The sequence below is a fragment of the Sphingopyxis sp. GC21 genome, assembly GCF_025727575.1.
In the GTDB taxonomy this organism is placed as follows: Bacteria; Pseudomonadota; Alphaproteobacteria; order Sphingomonadales; family Sphingomonadaceae; genus Sphingopyxis; species Sphingopyxis terrae_A.
This window is the reverse complement of the sequence record NZ_CP095845.1, coordinates 1,921,099-1,940,141: the sequence shown is the minus strand read 5'-3', so window position 1 is coordinate 1,940,141 and position 19,043 is coordinate 1,921,099. Positions and strand designations below refer to the sequence as shown.

The following is a 19,043-nucleotide window of genomic DNA, read 5'->3' as shown; positions in this document are numbered from 1 at the left end:
CCCCCTCAGGCGTCTTCGTTGTCGCGGACGTGGCCTTCGGCGGGATCGCGCGCGTCGTCGTCGTCATCGTCATCGAAATCATCGCCGAATTCGAAGACTTCCTCCTCGACCATATTGTCAGCGGCGTGGATGCGCACGCCGATCAGCCAGTCGGCAAGCGGGCCTTCCCAGCCCGCCTCAACCGGGGCGAGCGCATCGGCGGCGCTGCCCGCCGGGCGATCGCCGACAAGGTCGAAATCCTGCACCCCGTCGTCGGGCGGGGTGATGTAGACATGGGGTTCGAGCCGGACATGCGTCCATCCGGCGGTGGGGGCGAGGCCGTCGGCCTCGACAATCAGCAGCGGATCGTCCGCATCGCCGCCGACCATGGCGGCCACCTCGACTATTTCGCGAACCAGTTCGCTCATCGTGCCGACTCCTGCGAAAAGGGCGGGGCCCCAACCGGACCCCGCCCCCTGGCTAGCGGCGCTGTGTGACAGATTGATGCGTCACTGTTTTTCGAAGGCGGCGTGGATGTCGAACTTCACCTCGTCGCTGACGAAGGGGATGCCGTAGAGGACGCCGAAATCGCTGCGCTTGATCGTTGTTTCGGCTTCGAAGCCGACGGTATCCTTCTTGCTCATCCCCATGCCGGCGCCGTGAAATTCGACGTCGAGGGTGACGGGGCGGGTAACGCCATTGAGGGTGAGGTTGCCCGTGACCTTTGCCTCTGTCCCGTCGTCGTCGAGGACGACCGCAGTCGAAACGAAGCGGGCGTCGGCGGGGGCGGGACCGAAGAAGTCGGGCTTGCCGCCGTCCTTGCCCGCGCGCAGCAGATGCGCGGTCAAGCCGGCGCTGGCGGTGGTGACCTTCGACACCGGGATGACGACGTCGACCTTTGCGGCGGCAGGGTTGGCGGGATCGAGCACGAGGGTGCCGGTCACGTCGCCGAAGATGCCGGTATAGTTGCTGAAGCCGAGGTGATCGACGCGCCACACGACCATCGTGTGCGCAGGATCGGCGGCGTAGGTGCCGGCGGTAACGCGGCTCTTGTCGGGCGCGCCGGGGGCGCCGGGCGCCTGGGCGACGACGACGGGAACGGCAACGACGGCAAGAGCGAAAAGCGTGGTGAGCGATGCGATACGGCGCATGAGCGGGAGCCTCCTGTTGGGGAGACGCGATGCTAGGCGAGGGCGCGCGTCGCCGTCAATCGCGTCGCCCGGAAACGCAGCGTTTCGTCCGCTCAGTCGATCCCGTCGCCGATCAGCGAGAAGGGCGCCCAAGCGCTGGGGTGCGACCAGCTTTTGAGGAAGTCGTCGGCGCGCGGATCGTTGCGGATATCGCGCATCGCGTGCTGTAACGCCTCGGCGCGCGAGAGGCCGGGGTTCTTCTGCATCAGTTCGAACAATCGCACGGTGAGTACCGAGGCGACGTCGTCGCGCACCGGCCAGTGCGAGGCGAGCAGGCTTTCGGCGCCCGCGAAGAAGAAGGCGCGCGCCAGCCCCGACAGCCCCGGCGCCCCTTCGCTGCCGTCGCCCGAGGCGGTGTTGCACGCCGACAGCACGACCCAGCGCGCGCCGAGGTGCAGCCCCGCGACTTCAGACGCGGTAAGCAGCCCGTCGTCGAGCGGGGTCGCGGTGGCGGGCGGGGTGAAGACCAGGCCGGGTTCGGCGAGCCCCTTTACCTCGCCCGCGATCAGCCCGTGGGTCGCGAGAAAAAGCACCGAGAGATGTTCGAGATCGCTGCGCTTGAGATTCGTTTCGGTAGCGGTGCCGGCGAGATAGAGGCGCGCGGCGTCGGCGCCGAGCAGCGCCTGCATCGCCTTCAATTCGGCCTCGGTCCCCGGCAGCCGGGCAAGGCGGCGCAGCGCCGCGGGATCGGCGAGCGGCTGCGCATCGCCGATCGCGGGTTGCAGCCCGGCGGTGACGGGGAGTCCGCTGCTGCGCGTGCCGCGCGCGCGGGCGCCGGCAATGCCGCGTGCGGCCGCCTGACCCTCGAGCACCGGATCGCCGAAGCCGACCATGCGCGTGCCCGCCTGGCCCTCGTCGCGCGCCGCGACCGCGCGCAGCAATTGCAGCGACTGGAGCGAAGGAAGCTGAAGCAGCGCGGGGCCGTCGGCGAGCCATTTCGTCGCGCGCAGCACCGCAGGATCGCCATCGGCGCCGGTCGGCTTTTCGGTGACGAGGATGCCGAGCGGCAGCGAGGAAAGCGACCCGGTCGCGGCGGTGAAGAGATGGCGCTTGCCCGCAAGATCGGCGGCGAAGGGCGCGAGCAGCCGGTCGTAGAGCAGCCAGGCGGTGCCGCGATCGAAGGGAAAATCGCCTTCGCCTTCGGCCGACCATTTTGCATCCTCTTCGGCGGTGACGTCGATACTGGCGCCGACGTCCCACAGCAGGCGGCGCACATGCGCGTTGACCTCTGCCGCGGGCATGTCGGCGCGATTCCAGCGCAGCGCGTCATGGGTGACGAGCAGGACATGGGTGCCACATTCGGACGGCACGAGCATGACGAAGGCTTCGTCGGGCGCGAGCAGCGCCTGCGCCTCTGCGATGGCGAGCGGACGCGGCCGGATCAGCGCGAAATAGTCGGGTGTCGCCGCGGCAATCGCGGCATCGACCTGCGCGCGGCGATCGTCCTTGCGCGCGATTTCGGATTGCAGCGTCGAGAACTGACGCTGGCGTTCGGCGGGGTCGTCGGGGAGCGTTTCGAGCTTCGTGTTGAGCGCCGCGATCTCTGCATCGATCCGGCGTCGTTCCTCGACGAGCGGCGAGACCGAAGCGCGCGCCGCGGCGCGTTCGGCGGCGGCGCGCGCGACGGCCCGGCTGGTCGTTCCCGCCATCGCATCCTGCAACGCGGTGAAAGCCTGTTCGGCGGCAGCGCCGTCATGTACGCCCTTCGCCCACAGGGCGTCGGCGTAGAGCAGGAAATAATCGGCGTAGCGGCGTTCGCCGAGCCATGCCCAGGGATCGGCGGTCACCCAGTCGAGCTTCATTTCGTCGAAGCGGTCGAAGCCGAGCGCATCGCGGAAACTGGTCATGCCGAGCGCGGCATGGCGCGCCGCGGCGAGCGCCAGCGCCGGATCGCCGCGGTTGCGCAGCAGCAGTTCGGAAAGATCGGCCTTGAGCGCGTTGAGCGTGTCGTCGGGATCGCCGAAGCTGCCGCGCCGCGCCGAGCGCCGGTCGGGGTCGAGATAGAGGGCGAGATGGTCATTGGCGGGATCGCCCAGCACATCGGCCAGCACTGCGATCGCGGCGGCGCTGCGATCGCGCTTCTTGAGGAAGGTGGTCAAATTGTCGAGCGCATGAAGGGTACGGAAATCACCGGCGCCAAACGCCTTGCGTTCGACGGCCAGCGCCTCGCGGTAGACGGCTTCGGCTTCGGTATCATTGACGGGCAGATCGTCGAGATCCCAGGCAAGGTCGCGCAGCGCCTTGGCATATTCGTCGCTGTCCTTGCCGTAATGGCCGGCGAACAGCGCCACCTTGCGGCGGCTGTTGGCGATGCGTTCGATCTCGTCGCCATAGCTCGACAGGGTGCGTCTCTCCGCCTCGATCGCCTTTTGCTCGGCGTCGAAATCGATCCCGGCGAGCTGGGTGCCGACGAGCGCACCGAAACCATAGCGGGCGAGCTGGTCGCGGGCGCGGTCGGCCTTGCCCGCCGCGACCGCCGCCTTGGCATAGGCTTCGGCGATGCCAGTCACATCATTGACCATATCCTTGTCGAAATATTCGCCGCTGCCCGCCTTGCCCTTCGTATAATGCGGGCTGGCGACCAGGATTGCGAGGATGCGTTCGTCGAGGGCAAGCGCGTCGTCGGGGTGGTTCGCGCCCGCAAGCGCGGCGCGATAGTCGTAATAGCGGCGGACGAGGCGGAAATCGGGGCCTTCGCAATCGTCGCCGGTGCAGGCATCGATCGCGGCGAGGCTGTCGTCGAACAGCCGTTTGCGCAGCGCCCCGGCGTCGTCGGCGCGGCCGACGAGGGCGAGCAGCGCAGCGTAGCTCGACAGCATGTCGGCGCGCTTGTCGCGCGCGCGGTCGCAGCGCGTGCCCCATGCCGGGCCCTCGCACCCCGCCCAGCGCGGTTCGAAGCGCGCGATGACGGCATCGAAAGCGGCGACGGCTTCGCCGCCGCGCCCGACGTCGTTGAGCATCTGTCCATATTCGAGCAGGGTATCGCCAAGATCGGTATCGTCGCGCGCGCAGCCCATCACCATGCCGGGGACCCGGCGGCCGCAGCCATAGGCTTCCTCGGTCAGCGCGTGGACATAGTGGGAGAAGGGCTCGATCGCCTCTTCGCGGTAGCCGTTGACGCGCAGTGCGATCGCATATTGGCGTTCGACATCGGCGGTCGCATAGGTGCCCGCCCCGTACAGCGCGGTGGCGATTTCGACGGCGCGTACGAGCGCCTGCCGCGATTCGGGTGCCCGGTGCGCCCAGCTGAGATTATTCGCGTGGACGAGCAGCTTGGCGAGATAGGGAGCGCTCTTCTCGCCGCGGTCGGCGGCGATCAGCTTGAGCGTGCGTTCGGAGATGGCGGCGCGGTCGGTAAGATCGGCCGCCAGTTCCTTGCGGTCATTCTCGGCAACCTTCTCGGCGGTCGCCGGTGACAGGTCGGGGACGATCTGCGCCGCGGCCGGTAGCGCGGCGACGAGCCAGAACACCGCCCATATCCCCGCCAGCATCGTCCGCATCCGCCGCATATCCCGCCCCCCGCGAACGGCCGCGCCGGCAAGGCGGCGAAGCCGGAAGCCAAAGGGTTAGGCAAAATTGCGACGCGGCGCAAATCGGGCGTAGAGGGCTTTGGGGAGCTTGGGCGGCTTTGGCGGGAAGCGAGGGTTATTGCCCCGCGGCGCGGCGCTCCGCAAACCATTGGCGCAGCATCGCGGCGGTGCAGCCGGTGAAGCCGTAAGAGCCGATCACCGAGCAACTGTCGGGACGCGTCAGGCGGGCGACATTGTCATAATCCTCGACCCGCGCGCCCCAGGCGCTGCCGCCGACCGACGTGTCCTCGTCCTTGCCGCGCAACTCCTTCGGCACGCGGTAGCGGTCCGATTCAGGGCGCTGGGCGCAGACGACGATGTCCTCACCCTCGGCGACCGGACAATGGTCGTCGCCATAGGTGACGAGAAAGGAGATGCGTTCGGGCGGTTCGCTGTGCTGCGCGAGGCTTTCGTCCTGCGCGGCGGCGGGTAGCGGGGCCAGCAGCATGGCAGCGGCGAGCAGCAGCGACGGGGCGGCGGTTGAAATCGACATGGCGTTCCCTCTGACCATCCCCGTATCCGCAATAGGCACGCGAAGATGAACGCAAGCCGAACCGGGCTCAGGCGATATCGAGCGACGCGGCGATGGCGGCCCATATTTCAGCGAGTTCGTCAGCGCCGGTGCAATAGGGCGGCATGACGTAGACGCTGTTCCCAAGCGGGCGCAGCAGCACGCCCCGATCGCGGTAGAAGGCGGTGAGGCGGGGAGCGAGCGCCGAAAGATAGCCCGCATCGGGAACCACGAGATCGAGCGCGGCGATGGTGCCAAGGTGGCGCGTGTTGGTGATGCGCGGATCGGCCGCCAGCATCGCGAGATGCGCGGCCTGCGCATCGGCGAGCGCGTCGATCCGCTGCTGCACCGGTTCGTTGCGCCAGATGGCGAGATTGGCGTTGGCGGCGGCGCAGGCGATGGGGTTCGCGGTGTAGCTCGACGAATGATAGAAGGTCTTTGCGCGGTCGGGCGAATAATGCGCCGCGAATATCGCTTCGCTGCACAGCGTCACCGCGAGCGGCATCGCGCCGCCGGTGAGGCCTTTCGACAGGCAGACGATATCGGGGATCACCCCCGCCTGGTCGCAGGCGAAGCGCGTGCCGGTGCGGCCCCAGCCGGTCATCACTTCATCGGCAATGAAGAGAACGCCGTGCGCCGCACAAATGCTGCGCATTTCGGCGAGCACCCACGCGGGATAGATCAGCATGCCGCCGGCGCCGAGAATCAGCGGCTCGACGATGAAGGCGGCGGGCTTTTGCAGGCAGGCGGCTTCGAGCGCGTCGAGCGTGGCCTGCTCCATGCCTTCATGGGGGAAGGGGATGGCGTCGACGTCGAACAGCAAAGGTTGCCACGCGCGGTTGTAGACGCCGCGCTCCCCGACCGACATCGTGCCGATCGTGTCGCCATGATAGCTGTGGTCGAGGACGAGAATGCGGCTGCGCGCCTCGCCGATGTTGAACCAGTAGCCGAGCGCCATCTTGAGCGCGACCTCGACGCTGGTCGAACCCGAGTCCGAAAAGAAGACGCGGGTGAGCGGGTCGGGGGTGATGCGGATCAGTTCGGCGGCGAGGCTCTCGGCGGGTTCGTGTGTCCAGCCCGCGAAAATGAGCTGGTCGAGCCTTTCGGTCTGGGCCCGGATCGCGGCCATGATTTGCGGGTGCGCATGGCCGTGCGTCGTCACCCACCAGCTTGAGATCGCGTCAATCCAGCTATTGCCCTCGGCGTCGTAAAGGCGCGCGCCGCGGGCGCGGTCGATCAGCGGGATCGGCTCGCCGAGGCCGTGCTGAGTGAAGGGGTGCCAGACGGGGGACATTGGCGGTTTCTCTCTTTTGCGTTTGCGCTGCGCTTGTCGAAACACCGCATTTTCGTCGGATGCCCGATAAAGACAAGGACGGCCCTTAGACAAGCTCGGGGGCGAACGGGAATTGGAGTCAGGAGAAATCCGCGATGTTGAAATTGGCCGCGAAAGCCGCCGCGAGCGCCTCGGGGGTCAGCGGGTCAAGGTGGGGGAGGCGGCCGAGACGCTTTGCGCCCGATAGTGCCGCGATGATCGCTTCGCTGTCGGGGGCCGCCTCGCCGACAAAGGCGATCCCGTGGATGGGGACGTGGCGGGCCTTCAGCGCCTCGATCGTGAGCAGGCTGTGGTTGATCGTGCCGAGCGCGGTGCGCGCGCAGACGATCACCGGAATCTGCCAGCGCGCGAACAGGTCGGCGTAGAGCATCGTGCGGGTGACGGGGACGAGCGCGCCGCCCGCGCCTTCGATCAACAGGTTGCCGGGCGGCGGGGCGAGCGCGTCGGCGTCGATGGTCACGCCGTCGATTTCGGCGGCAAGGTGCGGCGAGGCGGGGGTGACGAGGCGCCAGGCTTCGGGATGGACGCGAACGCCGGCGAGGCGCGCGACGGCTTCGCTGTCGGTCTCCTCTTCGAGCCCCGACTGGATCGGCTTCCAGTAGGGCAGGCCGAGCGCGCCCGCGAGCGCGGCCGAAAAGACAGTCTTGCCGATGCCGGTATCGGTGCCGGTGACGACGAAGCGGGTCATGCCGCCGCCATCGCCGCCGACAGCGCATCGACCATCGCGTCGATGTCGCGGGTCGAGACGTTGAGGGTGATCGCGATGCGCAGCCGCGCCGTGCCCTGCGGTACCGTCGGCGGGCGGATGCCACGGATGTCGAAACCCTCGGCCTGCAGCATGGCGGCGATCCGCATCGTGCGGGCGTTGTCGCCGATGACGACGGGGATGATCTGGCTGCCGCTCGGCGCGATGCCGAGCGCCGCGAGCCGCTTTTCGGCGTGGCGGACGAGCCCCGAGAGCCGCGCCGCGCGCTCGGGCTGTTCGGCGACGATTTCGAGCGCCTGGCGGACGAGCCATGCCATGAGCGGCGAGGGCGCGGTCGAGAAGATGAAGGGACGGCCGCGGTTGACGAGGAAGTCGCGCACGATCGCGGGGCCGCAGAGCAACGCGCCCTCGCAGCCCAGCGCCTTGCCGCAGGTGTGGAGCGTGATCAGATTGGCCCGCGGCGCGAGCGCGTGGGCAAGCCCCTGTCCTGCCGGGCCATAGACGCCCGTCGCATGCGCTTCGTCTACGATCAGCACCGCGTCGTGGCGGTCGGCGAGGACGGCGAGATCGGCGAGCGGGGCCCTGTCCCCGTCCATCGAATAGAGGCTTTCGACCGCGATCCATGGCGTGCCGGTACCGCCGCCCGCGCGCCAGCGGAGGATCGCGTCTTCAAAGGCTTGCGGGTCGTTGTGCGCAGCCTCCGTGCGCTCGGCGCGGCCGAGTTTCATCCCGTCGTGCGCGCTCGCATGGATCAGCGCGTCGTGGACGATCAGGTCGCCGCGCTGCGGCAGCGTCGCGAACAGCGCGGCGTTGGCGGCGAAGCCGGTGGGGAAGAAGAGCGCCGCCTCGGTGCCATAGTGGCGCGCCGCATGCGCCTCGAGCGCTTCATGCTCGGCATGGTTGCCGCGCAGCAGCCGTGAGCCGCCCGAGCCAGCCGGAATGCCGCGCGCGGCGCCCTGCGCCAATGCTTCGGCGAGCGCGTAGGAACCCGCGAGCGCGAGATAGTCGTTCGAGGCGAAATCGATCCCGGCGCGCGGCGCGAGCGCGCGGCGGCGGTCGGCGGCGGCGAGGGCTTCGAGGTCGGCACGGTGGGCGTGAAAGGGATCAGGCCGTGGGGGCAAGGATGATAATCTCACAACAGGAAAATCCGCTCGCCCCGAGCCTGTCGAAGGGCGGTTCTATTCTTCGACGATGGAAGAAGGACGAACGGTGCTTCGACAGGCTCAGCACGAGCGGAAAGAGAGGGAACGCTTTCCCCCGTCGCCAATCAGTTGACCGCCTTGTCGACCAGCTTGTTGTTGGCGATCCACGGCATCATCGCGCGCAGTTGGGCGCCGGTCTGTTCGATCGGATGCGCTGCGGCGGCCTTGCGGCTGGCCTTGAGTTCGGGCTGGCCGGCCTGGTTGTCGAGGACGAAATCCTTGACGAAGCGGCCCGAGGTGATGTCGGCAAGGACGCGCTTCATTTCGGCCTTGGTCTCGTCGGTGATGATGCGCGGACCCGTCTTGATGTCGCCATATTCGGCGGTGTTCGAGATCGAATAGCGCATATTCGCGATGCCGCCTTCATAGAGGAGATCGACGATCAGCTTGGTTTCGTGGAGGCATTCGAAATAGGCCATTTCGGGGGCGTAGCCCGCCTCGACGAGCGTTTCGAAACCCGCCTGGATGAGGTGGGTGATGCCGCCGCACAGCACCGCCTGTTCGCCGAAAAGATCGGTTTCACACTCTTCCTTGAAGGTCGTTTCGATGATGCCGCTGCGGCCGCCGCCGACGGCGGAGGCGTAGCTGAGGGCGAGCGCCTTGGCGTGGCCGTTACCGCTGTTGCCCGATGCTTCCTGCGCAACCGCGATCAGGCAGGGAACGCCGCCGCCCTTCTGATATTCGCTGCGCACCGTGTGGCCGGGGCCCTTGGGCGCGACCATGAAGACGTCGATGTCGGGGCGCGCCTCGATGAGGCCGAAATGGATGTTGAGGCCGTGCGCAAAGGCGAGCGCGGCACCGGGCTTCAGATTGTCGGCGAGATCGTCGTAATAAATCCTTGCCTGATGCTCGTCGGGCGCCGCGATCATGATGACGTCGGCCCAGGCGGCGGCTTCCTTGTTCGACAGGACGCGGAAGCCGGCGCCTTCGGCCTTCTTCGCGGTTGCCGAGCCGGGGCGCAGCGCGATCGCGACATCCTTGACGCCGCTGTCGCGCAGGTTCTGCGCATGGGCGTGGCCCTGGCTGCCATAGCCCAGGATGGCGACCTTCTTGTTCTTGATCAGATCCTGGTCGGCGTCGCGATCGTAGTAAACCTGCATTTTCTTCTTCCCCATAGTGTGTCCCCGCGAAGGCGGGGACCCATTTGACGTTGACTGGACCCCCGCCTTCGCGGGGGAACGCGAAAGTGAAACTAGAGCGCCTCCGGCCCGCGGGCGATGGCGACGATGCCGGTGCGGCCGACCTCGACCAGACCGCATTCGCGCATCAGCGCGATGAAACGGTCGACCTTGTCGCTGTTGCCGGTGATTTCGAAAATGAAGCTCGTCAGCGTCGTGTCGACGACCTTGGCGCGGAAGACGTCGGCAAGGCGCAGCGCCTCGATGCGCTTTTCGCCGGTGCCGGCGACCTTCACCAGCGCGATCTCGCGTTCGACATGCGCGCCCTGATCGGTGAGGTCGGTGACCTGATGCACCGGCACCAGCCGGTCGAGCTGCGCGATGATCTGGTCGATCACCGCGGGCGGACCCGAGGTGACGATGGTGATCCGCGACAGCGCATGATCGGCGCTGATGTCGGCGACGGTCAGGCTTTCGATATTATATCCGCGCGCCGAGAAGAGCCCGGTGATCTTGGCGAGGATGCCCGCCTCGTTATCGACGGTGACGGCGAGCACGTGGCGCTCGCCCGTTTCGGTGGTGATTTTCATCGTTATTCCTTCCCCTCCCGCTTGCGGGAGGGGATCGAGGGGTGGGTGCGAGCGCATCGAGCAGGCGGCGTTGCGGTGCCCACCCCGCTGCGGCGAGCGAACAAGTTCGCAAGCCTTGCTGCCCCTCCCGCAGGCGGGAGGGGATGAAGAGCGTCTGCCATCATCACACCAGCGCTTTCGCTTCGTCGTCCATCGTCCCGGTGACGTCGCTCGGCTGGAGGATCATGTCGGTGTGCGCCGCGCCCGACGGGATCATCGGGAAGCAGTTGGCGAGCTTGGCGACGCGGCAGTCGACGATCACCGGACCCGGCGTCTCGATCATCTGCCGGATGCCGTCCTCAAGCTCGCCTAGCGTGTCGATCCTGAGGCCGGTCCAGCCATAGGCGGCGGCCAGTTTCACGAAATCGGGCAGGCTGTCCGAATAGCTGTTCGAATAGCGGCTTTCGTAGGTCAGTTCCTGCCACTGGCGGACCATCCCCATCCATTCATTGTTGAGGATGAAGATCTTCACCGGCAGGCGGTACTGGCTGACCGTGCCCATTTCCTGGATGTTCATCTGCAGCGAGGCTTCGCCCGCGATGCAGACGACGAGGCGGTTCGGGTGCGCGATCTGTGCGCCGACGGCGGCGGGAAAGCCGTAGCCCATCGTGCCGAGCCCGCCAGAGGTGAGCCAGCGGTTGGGCGCGGCAAAGCCGAAATGCTGCGCCGCCCACATCTGATGCTGGCCGACCTCGGTCGTGATGATGGGATCGCGGCCGCGGGTCGCGTCGAAGAGCGCCTTGACCGCACGCTGCGGCATGATTTCGGCGCCCGCGTCCTTTTTTTCGGGGAAGTCGAGGCAGCGCGTCGCGCGCCAGCCGTCGATGCGGCGCCACCATTCGCCAAGGTCGCGCGCCTTGTGGCCCTTGTCGGCCCAGGCCGCGATCAGCGCGTCGAGCGCGCGGCCGGCATCGCCGACGACCGCGATGTCAACCGGGACGATCTTGTTGATCGAGCTGCGGTCGATGTCGATGTGGATCTTCTTCGCCTCGGGCGCGAAGGCGTCGAGGCGGCCGGTGACGCGGTCGTCGAAGCGCGCGCCGACCGCTATGATGAGGTCGGCGCGGTTCATCGCCATGTTCGATTCATAGGTGCCGTGCATGCCGAGCATGCCGAGCCATTTCGGATCGTCCGACGGGAAGGCGCCCAGCCCCATCAGGGTCGAGGTGATCGGAGCGCCGGTCAGGCTGACGAGCTGGCGCAGCGCCGCGCTGGCGTCGGGGCCGGCGTTGATGACGCCGCCGCCGGTATAGAAGATCGGGCGTTCGGCCGCGGCGATCATGTCGATCGCCTGCGCGATGGCGCCGGCATCGGGTTCGACCTGCGGACGATAGCTTTGATGCTCGATCTTTTCGGGCACGCTATAGCTGCCCGTCGCGACCTGAACATTTTTCGGAATGTCGATGACGACGGGGCCGGGGCGGCCGTGCGTCGCGATGTAGAAAGCCTCGTGAATCACGGCGCCCAGCCGGTCGGGGTCCATGACCAGATAATTATGCTTGGTGCAGTGGCGCGTGATGCCGACCGTGTCGCATTCCTGAAAGGCGTCGGTGCCGATCAGCGTCGTCGGCACCTGACCCGTCAGCACGACCATCGGGATCGAATCGAGCAGCGCGTCGGTGATGCCGGTGACGGCGTTGGTCGCGCCGGGCCCCGAGGTGACGAGCACGACCCCGGGCTTGCCGGTCGAGCGCGCATAGCCCTCTGCCGCGTGGGTCGCGGCCTGTTCGTGGCGAACGAGGACATGCTTGATCGAGGGATGATTGAAGAGGGCGTCGTAGATCGGAAGTACCGCGCCGCCCGGATAGCCGAACACCGTATCGACCCCGAGGTCGACCAGCGCCTGAACCACCATGTCGGCACCACTCATTTCCTTCACGACATGCGCTCCTTCCTTCGTGCGGCCCGATGCTGGGCGCAGCCTGTCCGCGGCCTTGTTGCGCCGCAGCAGGCAGCGGGCAATAGGTATATGATTCTATCCTGTCAACAGTCTATCACGTAATAATATTGCGATCTGATTGACGGAATCGACGGATAATGACTCTTCGTGGCGCGGCCATCCGGCGGGGGGCTGGTGGCGGAACCAGGTATATTGCCGCTTCGCATATTGGCGGGTCGCCGCTTGCGCCGCCTCGAGCGCCGTCTCGCGGCTGCTTTCGCCGCGGACATGCGCCGCGACCTGCGGCACGCCGATCGCGCGCATGACAGGCAGATCGGGGTCGAGCCCGCGCGCGAGCAGCGCGCTCACCTCTTCGATCGCGCCGCCGTCGAACATACGCACAAGGCGGGTGTCGCAGCGCTCGCGCAGCCAGTCGCGCGGCGGCAGCAGAATGAGCGGCACCAGCGTGATCGCCTCGGCGATGCCGCCGCTGCGTTCCTGTTGCCACGCAGCGAGCGTCCGGCCGGTCGCGCGCACCACCTCGAGCGCGCGCGCGATGCGGGTCGTGTCGGCAGGATTGAGCCGGGCGGCAGCGGCGGGATCGGCTTTGGCGAGCGCGGCATAAGCGTCGGCGACGGGCAGGGCGCGCACTGCTTCGCGAATATCCGGGTCGATTTCGGGCACCGGGGCGATGCCGTCGAGCAGCGTGCGCAGATAGAGGCCGGTGCCGCCGACGAGGATGGGAACCTTCCCCGCGGCGTGCGCGTGGGACAGGGTGCGGCGCGCTTCTTCGGCCCAACGCGCCGCATTGTGGGCGGACCCGCCATCGACATGACCGAAGAGGCGATGCGGGATGCCGGCCATCTCCGCCGCGTCCGGCCGTGCCGAGAGGAGGGGGATGTCCACATAAACCTGACTCGCGTCGGCGTTGACGACCTCTGCGTCGCCGAGCGCCTGGGCGAGGGCGACCGCCAATGCGCTCTTGCCGCTGGCGGTGGGGCCAGCGATAAGCGCCACCGGTGGACGGTGCGTGAAGGAAGAAGAAGGAGATGCCATGTTCGTTGCAACGCTGATAGCAGCCGGGAAGCTGACGGGCGAGGTGGTCCGCGAAGCGATCGACCGTCTCGATGCGACAGGACATGAGGTGGGCGCGCCGCACTGGATCGACGAGGGCGACGCCGCGGACATCTTCTTTCAGGGCAGTCTGGTCAGCGCGCGCGCCGAACTGGCAAAAATGGATCATGGCGCGCTCGACGTCGTCGTCCAGCCGCTTGGCGACCGGACGAAGAAGCTGATCATCGCCGACATGGATTCGACAATGATCACCGTCGAATGCATCGACGAACTGGCCGACTATGCCGGGATCAAGCCGCAGATCGCCGCGATCACCGAACGCGCGATGCGCGGCGAACTAGATTTTCGCGCCGCGCTGATCGAGCGCGTCGGGCTGCTCCGCGGCATGGCCGAGGCGACGATCGCCGAATGCCGGGCGGAACGCGTCAGACTGACCCGCGGTGCGCGCACGCTGGTCCAGACGATGAAGGCGCATGGCGCCTGGTCGGTGCTGGTGTCGGGCGGTTTCCTGCCCTTTGCCGCGCCGGTTGCCGAAGCGATCGGCTTCGACAAGGTGGTCGCGAACGAGCTGGAGATCGCCGGCGGCCAGCTGACCGGCAAGGTTGCCGAACCGATCGTCGACAGCTCGGCGAAGCTCGAAACGCTGCGCGCCGAGGCCGCGGCGCGCGGGCTGACGCTGGGTGACACGCTGGCGGTCGGCGACGGCGCGAACGATATTCCGATGATCACTTCGGCGGGGCTCGGGATCGGCTATCACCCGCATCCCGCCGCCGCCGCGGCCGCCGATGCGGCGATCCGCCACCACGACCTGACCGCGCTTTTGTGGGCGCAGGGCTATGCGCGGCGCCAGTGGGTGATGGGATAGGCGATGCTGCGCGCGGCGGGGGCGGGCCTTGCCATGCTGGCGCTGTCCGCCTGCGCGGGCGGCCAATATCGCCCGGTGGCCGATACTCCGGTGCGGATCGGCAAGCCCTATGCGGTCCGCGGAACGACCTATGTCCCCGCCGCCGCGCCTGCCTATGACGCCGTCGGCTATGCGAGCTGGTACGGCAGCGAATCGGGCAATCGCACCGCAAATGGCGAGAAATTCCGGCCCGGCTGGATCACCGCCGCGCATACCACGCTGCCCCTGCCGACCTATGTCGAGGTGACGGCGCTCGACAGCGGGCGGCGGATCGTCGTGCGCGTCAACGACCGCGGGCCGTTCGCCGGCGGCGGGCGCATCATCGACCTGTCGAAAGGCGCCGCCGAAGCTCTCGGCGCGCACCGCCATGGCGTGGTGCCGGTGCGCGTGCGGCGGGTCGAACCGTCCGACGAGGATCGCGCTCGGCTGCGCAAGGGCAAGCCGGCGGCGGCGCTCGCCCCCTTGCCACCGCGCGAGCTGGCGGCGCTGCGCGCGCGGCTGGCGGCGGGGGAGCGCTGAGGCGAAAGAGGGCGGCGGGCGTCAGTCGCAGGCGCGGTGGAGCTTGACCGCGAGCCACGCCGAGATCAGGCACATGACCGCGCTCATCAACAGCTGATCGACGACGCCGACGCCCGCGAAGCCGAGCCCGATAGCGAGCAGCGAGCCCGCGACCATCGCGCCCGAATTGACGATATTGTTCGCCGCGACGGTGCGCGCGGTCTGGTCCTTGGGCACGGTGGTGGTCAGGAAGGCATAGAGCGGCACGACGAACATGCCGCCGCTGATCGCGATGCCCATCAGGCTGGCGAGCAGCGGGATGACATCGGCGTGGTTTAAAAAGCCGCCGATGCCGTAGAGCGTGCCCGCGGGATCCTGCTCCCAGTTGCGGCAGACGAAATAGAAGGCGACGACGAACGCGCCCATCACGACGACGCTCGCCGGGCTGTAGCGCGCCGATACCTCGCCCTTGAGCAGCCGGTTGACCGCGACCGAGCCGATCGCGATGCCGATCGAGAAGACCGCGAGGAACAGGCTCGCGACGCTCTTGTCGGCGTGGAGGATATTCTTCACCAGCGGCGGGAACTGGATGAACAGCACCGCGCCAATCGTCCAGAAGAAGCTGATCGACAGGATCGCGAGATAGAGCCGCTTGATATGCATCGTGCCGCGCACCAGCGCGATCGACGAGCGGACGATGTGCCAGTCGATCCCCGTTTCCTCGTGCTGCGGCGGCGCGGGCGGCACCTTGCGCCCGGTCCAGTAGCCGATGAAGGCGACGAGCACGACGCCGAGCGCCGCCCATTCGACGTCGATGATACCTGCGAGGATCGTGCCCGCGAGGATCGCGATATAGGTGCCGGCCTCGACCAGCCCGGTGCCGCCCAGCACCTCGTCGCTTTCCAGATGCTGCGGCAGGATCGCATATTTGATCGGACCGAAGAAGGTCGAGTGGATGCCCATCGAAAACAGCGCCAGCATCATCAGCGGAATGGCGACCAGATGCACCGCCCAGCCCATCCATGCGAGGACGAGCCCGGTGCCGCCGACCGCCATGATGAGGATTTCGCAGAATTTGACGATGCGGATGATCATCGCCTTGTCGCGCGTGTCGGCAAGCTGCCCGGCGAGCGCCGACAGGAGGAAGAAGGGCAGGATGAACAGCCCGGTCGCGACCGCGCTGAACAGCGTTTCGGACGCTTCGTCGTTGAAGACGCCGTAGACGACGAACAGCACCATCGCATTCTTGAACAGATTGTCGTTGAACGCGCCGAGCAATTGCGTGACGAACAGGGGAAGGAACCGGCGTTGCTTCAAAAGCGCAAAGGATCCGGTCATTGAAATTCCATCATTGCAGTCCGACATAGCGACCCGGCCGCGCCAAAGGGGCAATTCGGTTGTCGCCCGGGGGGCTTATCGGTTAGGGCTTGGACGGTCAAAGCCCATTTTGGAACTTTCGCGCGATCAGGGGTCATGCTCAGCCTACCGAACATCTTGACGCTTTCGCGCATCCTGACGGTTCCGATCCTGCTGGCGCTGCTGTGGCCGGGCGCGCGCGAGGGAACGCACCAGCCGGCGCCGCTCTATTATGCGCTGGCCTTCGTCCTCTACTGCCTGATGGGCATCACCGATTATTTCGACGGCTATGTTGCCCGCGCGCGCGGCACCGTGTCGCGGCTCGGCGCCTTCCTCGATCCCATCGCCGACAAGATCATGATCGCGGCGGTGATCCTGCTGCTCGTCTTCACGCGCGACATCACCGGCATCCACGTCATCGCCGCGCTCGTCATTCTGCTGCGCGAGATCATCGTGTCGGGACTGCGCGAATTCCTCGCGACCTTGCAGGTGTCGATGCCGGTCACCCGGCTCGCCAAATGGAAGACGACCTTTCAGCTTGTCTCGTTCGGCGCGCTGATCCTGGCGGGCGCGCTGCCCGCTATGGAATGGGTCCGCAGCGTCGGCCTGGCGACCCTGTGGGGCGCGGCGGTGCTGACGATGATCACCGGCTGGGATTATCTGCGCGTCGGCCTGAAGCATATGGACTGACGCCGGTGGCGCTGCAGCTCGCCTATTTCGCATGGGTGCGCGAACGCATGGGATGCGGCGAGGAGCAGGTCGAACCGCCCGCCAATGTCGCGACCGCGTCCGACCTGATCGCATGGCTCGCCGCGCGCGACGACCGCGGCGCCCGGGCCTTTGCCGATCCGGCGCGGATTCGCGTCGCGATCGACGGCCAGATGATGGGCAATGACGCGGCGCTTGCCGGCGCCCAAGACGTCGCGTTGTTCCCGCCGGTGACGGGCGGATGATCCGCGTCGTCGTCCAGGACGCGGCGATCGACTTTGCGACCGAGACCGACCGCCACGACGCGGGCGGGCACGGCGCTACCGCTAGCTTCGTCGGCCGGGTGCGCGGCGACGACGGCGTGATCCAATTGTTCCTCGAACATCACCCCCAAATGACCGAGCGCGGCCTCGCCGACCTGGCGCACGCCGCCGCGGACCGCTGGCGGCTGCCGGCGCTGACGCTGATCCACCGCGTCGGCGCGATGGCGCCGGGCGAGGCGATCGTGCTCGTCCTCGCCAGCAGCCCGCACCGCGCCGAAGCGCTCGCTGCCTGCACCTTTCTGATCGACCGGCTGAAGACCGACGTCATGCTGTGGAAGCGCGAGACGCTGGCTGACGGCGCCGTCCGCTGGGTCGAACCGCGCGCGGCCGATCAAGAGCGCGCGGAGGGCTGGGATTAGGGAGCGGGCGGAAGGGACGGTTTGGGATGGTTAGGTGCTTCACGGGCCGCGACCACCATATACCCCCCATATCTTCGAGACCGCCCCGTTCTCGGCCTCCCAGCCGACATTCCATATGTTTGAGACGATCAGCTTCTTCTCTACGAATGTGGCGAACCGACCATGTGGCCCCTCTTTGATTGAGAAACCTTGTCGCTCCAACTCCTCGATGATGGCGTTTTCAGCAGTGCCGAGGGGGAAGCGAGCTTTCAGCCTCGCATCGAAGATCGGCCCACCCTCGGCGTATGTTGCTGGGAGATCTCGCGTGATCTCCGGGATTCGCTCCATCCCGCTCGCGATAACACAGGTGATCACGATGGACGCCGCGAGCAAAGAAAAGGCCGAAATCATAAGCCGCATCGGGCGTTCGATAATCAATATTCGCCGCAACTGCCATGGGGTCGTTAGCGATTGTTCGATCGCCGGGGACCAATATATCGACGCGGGACTTTCATAAGATTATAAATGGGGCCGCTGCCGGCCGGGCGCTTTACTGCTGCGCGCCCTGGCGCGGTTGCGGTCTGTCGGTCAATTTGCCCGGTGTTTGCGGAAAATGTCGGCGAGCATGCGGAATTCGTCGGCGCGCGGGCTGCCCTTGCGCCAGACGAGGGCGATGGTGCGCCAGTCGTGGTCGGAATCGAGCGGGCGGGTGTCGATGTCGGTGTGGTCGAGTATGCCCGCCTCGATCGCCATCTGCGGCAACATGGTGATACCCAGCCCGTTGTCGACCATCTGCACGAGCGTATGGAGCGAAGTGCCCATCATGCGTGCGCCCGCGCGCAGTTCGGGGCGGTTGCACGCCGCAAGGGCGTGGTCTTTGAGGCAGTGGCCGTCCTCGAGCATCAGCATCTGCGCGGGGTCGATCTGGTCGGCGCTGACCATTGCGGGAAGTTCCTCCGACTGATCGCCGGGGAAGGCGACGAACAGCGCGTCGTCGAACAGCGCCTCGCTCTCCACATCGCCGCAGGCGTAGGGCAGGGCGAGCAGCACGCAATCGACCTGGCCGTGGTGCAGCGATTCACACGCCTGCGCGCTCGGCTCTTCGCGCAGGAACAGCTTGAGCGACGGGCGTTCCTTGCGCAGCCGCGGCAACAGGTCGGGCAGCAGGAAAGGCGCGATCGTCGGGATCACGCTCATCCGCAATTCGCCCACTAGCGGCGCCGAGGCGGCGGCGGCCATGTCGGCAAGCTCCTCCGCCTCGCGCAGCACCCGGTGCGCCTTTTCGACGATCGCGTCGCCGAGCCCGGTAAAGCGGACGACGCGGCGGGTGCGTTCGACGAGGGTCTGGCCGAGCAGGGTTTCCAGCTCGCGGATACCCGCCGACAGCGTCGACTGGGTGACGTTGCAGGCATCGGCGGCGCGGCCGAAATGGCCATGCTCGTGCAGCGCGACGAGATATTGCATCTGCTTTAGCGAGGGCAGGTAATATTGCATTGATCGAATATAGCAATCGGATTGGTAATTTCGAGTGACTTCGTCGATTATATGCGTCGCGGTCGCATGAGAGGAAGGCAAGGGGACCGAGCCGATGGCAGACGAAGGTGGACGACGAAGACGGGGCGCTGGGGTCGGGGAGCTAAGGCGCATGGACAAAAACCAACCTCATGGAGCGTCCGCTTTCGCGAATGTTCGGCATCGAGCTGAATGAGCGGGATGGGATGGGGAG

At 67.1% G+C, this 19,043-nt stretch carries 19 protein-coding genes; 5 read left to right on the top strand and 14 right to left on the bottom strand.

Going from position 1 to position 19,043, the window contains the following annotated elements; translation table 11 throughout:
• Window positions 1-5: 5 nt before the first annotated feature.
• From MU856_RS09275 to miaA, 11 genes are all read right to left on the bottom strand, one after another.
• On the bottom strand, window positions 6-407 hold the full coding sequence (locus MU856_RS09275) for a hypothetical protein (RefSeq protein WP_062902708.1): 402 nt from the start codon (window positions 405-407) through the stop codon (window positions 6-8).
• Between the two features lie 81 nt (window positions 408-488).
• A complete protein-coding gene (locus tag MU856_RS09270; RefSeq protein WP_263588949.1) occupies window positions 489-1,130 on the bottom strand; it encodes a YceI family protein in 642 nt (213 codons plus the stop codon).
• Between the two features lie 92 nt (window positions 1,131-1,222).
• The gene (locus tag MU856_RS09265) at window positions 1,223-4,669 is read right to left on the bottom strand and encodes a CHAT domain-containing protein (RefSeq protein WP_263588948.1); all 3,447 of its coding nucleotides are present in this window, start codon (window positions 4,667-4,669) and stop codon (window positions 1,223-1,225) included.
• Window positions 4,670-4,814: 145 nt separating this feature from the next.
• Window positions 4,815-5,231, bottom strand: a complete 417-nt coding sequence (locus tag MU856_RS09260; protein WP_062902705.1) for a hypothetical protein — start codon at window positions 5,229-5,231, stop codon at window positions 4,815-4,817.
• Between the two features lie 67 nt (window positions 5,232-5,298).
• On the bottom strand, window positions 5,299-6,543 hold the full coding sequence (locus MU856_RS09255; RefSeq protein WP_263588947.1) for an adenosylmethionine--8-amino-7-oxononanoate transaminase: 1,245 nt from the start codon (window positions 6,541-6,543) through the stop codon (window positions 5,299-5,301).
• Window positions 6,544-6,661: 118 nt separating this feature from the next.
• A complete protein-coding gene (gene bioD, locus MU856_RS09250; RefSeq protein ID WP_263588946.1) occupies window positions 6,662-7,270 on the bottom strand; it encodes a dethiobiotin synthase in 609 nt (202 codons plus the stop codon).
• Entirely contained in the window at window positions 7,267-8,409 is a 1,143-nt protein-coding gene (locus MU856_RS09245; RefSeq protein WP_263588945.1) for an 8-amino-7-oxononanoate synthase, read from the bottom strand. Before MU856_RS09245 ends, bioD begins: the two co-directional genes overlap by 4 nt.
• 146 nt (window positions 8,410-8,555) lie before the next feature.
• Window positions 8,556-9,590: a ketol-acid reductoisomerase gene (gene ilvC, locus MU856_RS09240; RefSeq protein ID WP_263588944.1), complete on the bottom strand. Its 1,035-nt coding sequence runs from the start codon at window positions 9,588-9,590 to the stop codon at window positions 8,556-8,558.
• Between the two features lie 92 nt (window positions 9,591-9,682).
• Window positions 9,683-10,198 (bottom strand): acetolactate synthase small subunit, encoded by a 516-nt coding sequence (gene ilvN / locus MU856_RS09235; RefSeq protein WP_062902701.1) that lies wholly within the window; start codon window positions 10,196-10,198, stop codon window positions 9,683-9,685.
• Window positions 10,199-10,361: 163 nt separating this feature from the next.
• A complete protein-coding gene (gene ilvB, locus MU856_RS09230; RefSeq protein ID WP_058813435.1) occupies window positions 10,362-12,116 on the bottom strand; it encodes a biosynthetic-type acetolactate synthase large subunit in 1,755 nt (584 codons plus the stop codon).
• 96 nt (window positions 12,117-12,212) lie between these two features.
• Complete coding sequence (gene miaA, locus MU856_RS09225; RefSeq protein WP_263588943.1) at window positions 12,213-13,172, bottom strand: tRNA (adenosine(37)-N6)-dimethylallyltransferase MiaA; 960 nt, start codon at window positions 13,170-13,172, stop codon at window positions 12,213-12,215.
• Here miaA and serB point away from each other — a divergent pair.
• Both serB and MU856_RS09215 read left to right on the top strand, forming a co-directional pair.
• Window positions 13,171-14,055, top strand: coding sequence for a phosphoserine phosphatase SerB (gene serB, locus MU856_RS09220; protein WP_263588942.1), 885 nt, complete (start codon window positions 13,171-13,173; stop codon window positions 14,053-14,055). The two genes, miaA and serB, sit on opposite strands and share 2 nt — an antisense overlap.
• 3 nt (window positions 14,056-14,058) lie before the next feature.
• The gene (locus MU856_RS09215) at window positions 14,059-14,613 is read left to right on the top strand and encodes a septal ring lytic transglycosylase RlpA family protein (protein WP_186402260.1); all 555 of its coding nucleotides are present in this window, start codon (window positions 14,059-14,061) and stop codon (window positions 14,611-14,613) included.
• Between the two features lie 21 nt (window positions 14,614-14,634).
• On the opposite strand, the gene MU856_RS09210 is transcribed toward MU856_RS09215, so the two are convergent.
• Complete coding sequence (locus tag MU856_RS09210) at window positions 14,635-15,930, bottom strand: MFS transporter (RefSeq protein ID WP_062902697.1); 1,296 nt, start codon at window positions 15,928-15,930, stop codon at window positions 14,635-14,637.
• Between the two features lie 135 nt (window positions 15,931-16,065).
• Here MU856_RS09210 and pgsA point away from each other — a divergent pair, with 135 nt between their 5' ends.
• The 3 genes from pgsA to MU856_RS09195 are packed head-to-tail and all read left to right on the top strand — an operon-like array spanning window position 16,066 to window position 17,338.
• Window positions 16,066-16,638, top strand: a complete 573-nt coding sequence (gene pgsA / locus MU856_RS09205; protein WP_062902696.1) for a CDP-diacylglycerol--glycerol-3-phosphate 3-phosphatidyltransferase — start codon at window positions 16,066-16,068, stop codon at window positions 16,636-16,638.
• A gap of 5 nt (window positions 16,639-16,643) precedes the next feature.
• Window positions 16,644-16,901: a MoaD/ThiS family protein gene (locus MU856_RS09200; protein ID WP_217372376.1), complete on the top strand. Its 258-nt coding sequence runs from the start codon at window positions 16,644-16,646 to the stop codon at window positions 16,899-16,901.
• A complete protein-coding gene (locus MU856_RS09195; protein ID WP_062902695.1) occupies window positions 16,898-17,338 on the top strand; it encodes a molybdenum cofactor biosynthesis protein MoaE in 441 nt (146 codons plus the stop codon). Before MU856_RS09200 ends, MU856_RS09195 begins: the two co-directional genes overlap by 4 nt.
• A gap of 39 nt (window positions 17,339-17,377) precedes the next feature.
• On the opposite strand, the gene MU856_RS09190 is transcribed toward MU856_RS09195, so the two are convergent.
• Together MU856_RS09190 and MU856_RS09185 are read right to left on the bottom strand one after the other, a co-directional pair.
• Window positions 17,378-17,737 (bottom strand): hypothetical protein, encoded by a 360-nt coding sequence (locus tag MU856_RS09190; protein ID WP_263588941.1) that lies wholly within the window; start codon window positions 17,735-17,737, stop codon window positions 17,378-17,380.
• A 168-nt stretch (window positions 17,738-17,905) separates the two neighbouring features.
• Complete coding sequence (locus tag MU856_RS09185) at window positions 17,906-18,811, bottom strand: hydrogen peroxide-inducible genes activator (protein WP_186402258.1); 906 nt, start codon at window positions 18,809-18,811, stop codon at window positions 17,906-17,908.
• Window positions 18,812-19,043 lie beyond the last annotated feature (232 nt).

Bases quoted from the DNA above. Each gene is read 5' to 3' on its own strand.
- MU856_RS09275 (WP_062902708.1), bottom strand. From the start codon at position 407: ATGAGCGAACTGGTTCGCGAAATAGTCGAGGTGGCCGCCATGGTCGGC.
- MU856_RS09270 (WP_263588949.1), bottom strand. From the start codon at position 1,130: ATGCGCCGTATCGCATCGCTCACCACGCTTTTCGCTCTTGCCGTCGTT.
- MU856_RS09265 (WP_263588948.1), bottom strand. From the start codon at position 4,669: ATGCGGACGATGCTGGCGGGGATATGGGCGGTGTTCTGGCTCGTCGCC.
- MU856_RS09260 (WP_062902705.1), bottom strand. From the start codon at position 5,231: ATGTCGATTTCAACCGCCGCCCCGTCGCTGCTGCTCGCCGCTGCCATG.
- MU856_RS09255 (WP_263588947.1), bottom strand. From the start codon at position 6,543: ATGTCCCCCGTCTGGCACCCCTTCACTCAGCACGGCCTCGGCGAGCCG.
- bioD (WP_263588946.1), bottom strand. From the start codon at position 7,270: ATGACCCGCTTCGTCGTCACCGGCACCGATACCGGCATCGGCAAGACT.
- ilvC (WP_263588944.1), bottom strand. From the start codon at position 9,590: ATGCAGGTTTACTACGATCGCGACGCCGACCAGGATCTGATCAAGAAC.
- ilvN (WP_062902701.1), bottom strand. From the start codon at position 10,198: ATGAAAATCACCACCGAAACGGGCGAGCGCCACGTGCTCGCCGTCACC.
- serB (WP_263588942.1), top strand. From the start codon at position 13,171: ATGTTCGTTGCAACGCTGATAGCAGCCGGGAAGCTGACGGGCGAGGTG.
- miaA (WP_263588943.1), bottom strand. From the start codon at position 13,172: ATGGCATCTCCTTCTTCTTCCTTCACGCACCGTCCACCGGTGGCGCTT.
- MU856_RS09215 (WP_186402260.1), top strand. From the start codon at position 14,059: ATGCTGCGCGCGGCGGGGGCGGGCCTTGCCATGCTGGCGCTGTCCGCC.
- MU856_RS09210 (WP_062902697.1), bottom strand. From the start codon at position 15,930: ATGACCGGATCCTTTGCGCTTTTGAAGCAACGCCGGTTCCTTCCCCTG.
- pgsA (WP_062902696.1), top strand. From the start codon at position 16,066: ATGCTCAGCCTACCGAACATCTTGACGCTTTCGCGCATCCTGACGGTT.
- MU856_RS09195 (WP_062902695.1), top strand. From the start codon at position 16,898: ATGATCCGCGTCGTCGTCCAGGACGCGGCGATCGACTTTGCGACCGAG.
- MU856_RS09190 (WP_263588941.1), bottom strand. From the start codon at position 17,737: ATGCGGCTTATGATTTCGGCCTTTTCTTTGCTCGCGGCGTCCATCGTG.
- MU856_RS09185 (WP_186402258.1), bottom strand. From the start codon at position 18,811: ATGCAATATTACCTGCCCTCGCTAAAGCAGATGCAATATCTCGTCGCG.